This window comes from Alloyangia mangrovi (genome assembly GCF_002300555.2).
GTDB lineage: Bacteria > Pseudomonadota > Alphaproteobacteria > Rhodobacterales > Rhodobacteraceae > Salipiger > Salipiger mangrovi.
The window spans coordinates 1-521 of sequence record NZ_NTHN02000153.1 but is presented as its reverse complement, the minus strand read 5'-3'; the positions used below and the strand labels follow the sequence as shown (position 1 = coordinate 521).

The 521-nt window shown below is 73.5% G+C and carries 1 protein-coding gene; it reads left to right on the top strand.

The genetic code is table 11. The annotated features are described in order from the left end of the window. Window positions 1-521, top strand: a 521-nt coding sequence (locus tag CLG85_RS27190) for an aldehyde dehydrogenase family protein (protein ID WP_260350400.1), incomplete at both ends; no start/stop codon positions are given.

The following is a 521-nucleotide window of genomic DNA, read 5'->3' as shown; positions in this document are numbered from 1 at the left end:
GCCATCGCCGACGAGATCGAGGCCCGCGCCGAGGCGATCACCGAGATCGGCACGCAGGAAACCGGCCTGCCCGAGGCGCGCCTGCAGGGCGAGCGCGGCCGCACCACCGGCCAGCTGCGGCTCTTCGCGTCGCACATCCTCAAGGGCGACTACCTCGACCGCCGCCACGACGAAGCGCTGCCCGACCGCCAGCCGCTGCCGCGCCCCGACATCAAGCTGGTGATGCGCCCGATCGGCCCGGTCGCGGTCTTCGGGGCTTCCAACTTCCCGCTCGCCTTCTCGACCGCCGGCGGCGACACCGCCGCCGCGCTGGCCGCCGGCTGCCCGGTGGTGGTCAAGGGCCATGGCGCGCACCCCGGCACCGGCGAGATCGTCGCCGAGGCGATCCTCGCCGCGATCGAGAAGACCGGCATGCCTAAGGGCGTCTTCTCGCTCGTGCAGGGCGGCAAGCGCGACGTCGGCCAGGCGCTGGTGCAGCACCCGCTGATCAATGCCGTGGGCTTTACCGGCTCGCTCGGCGG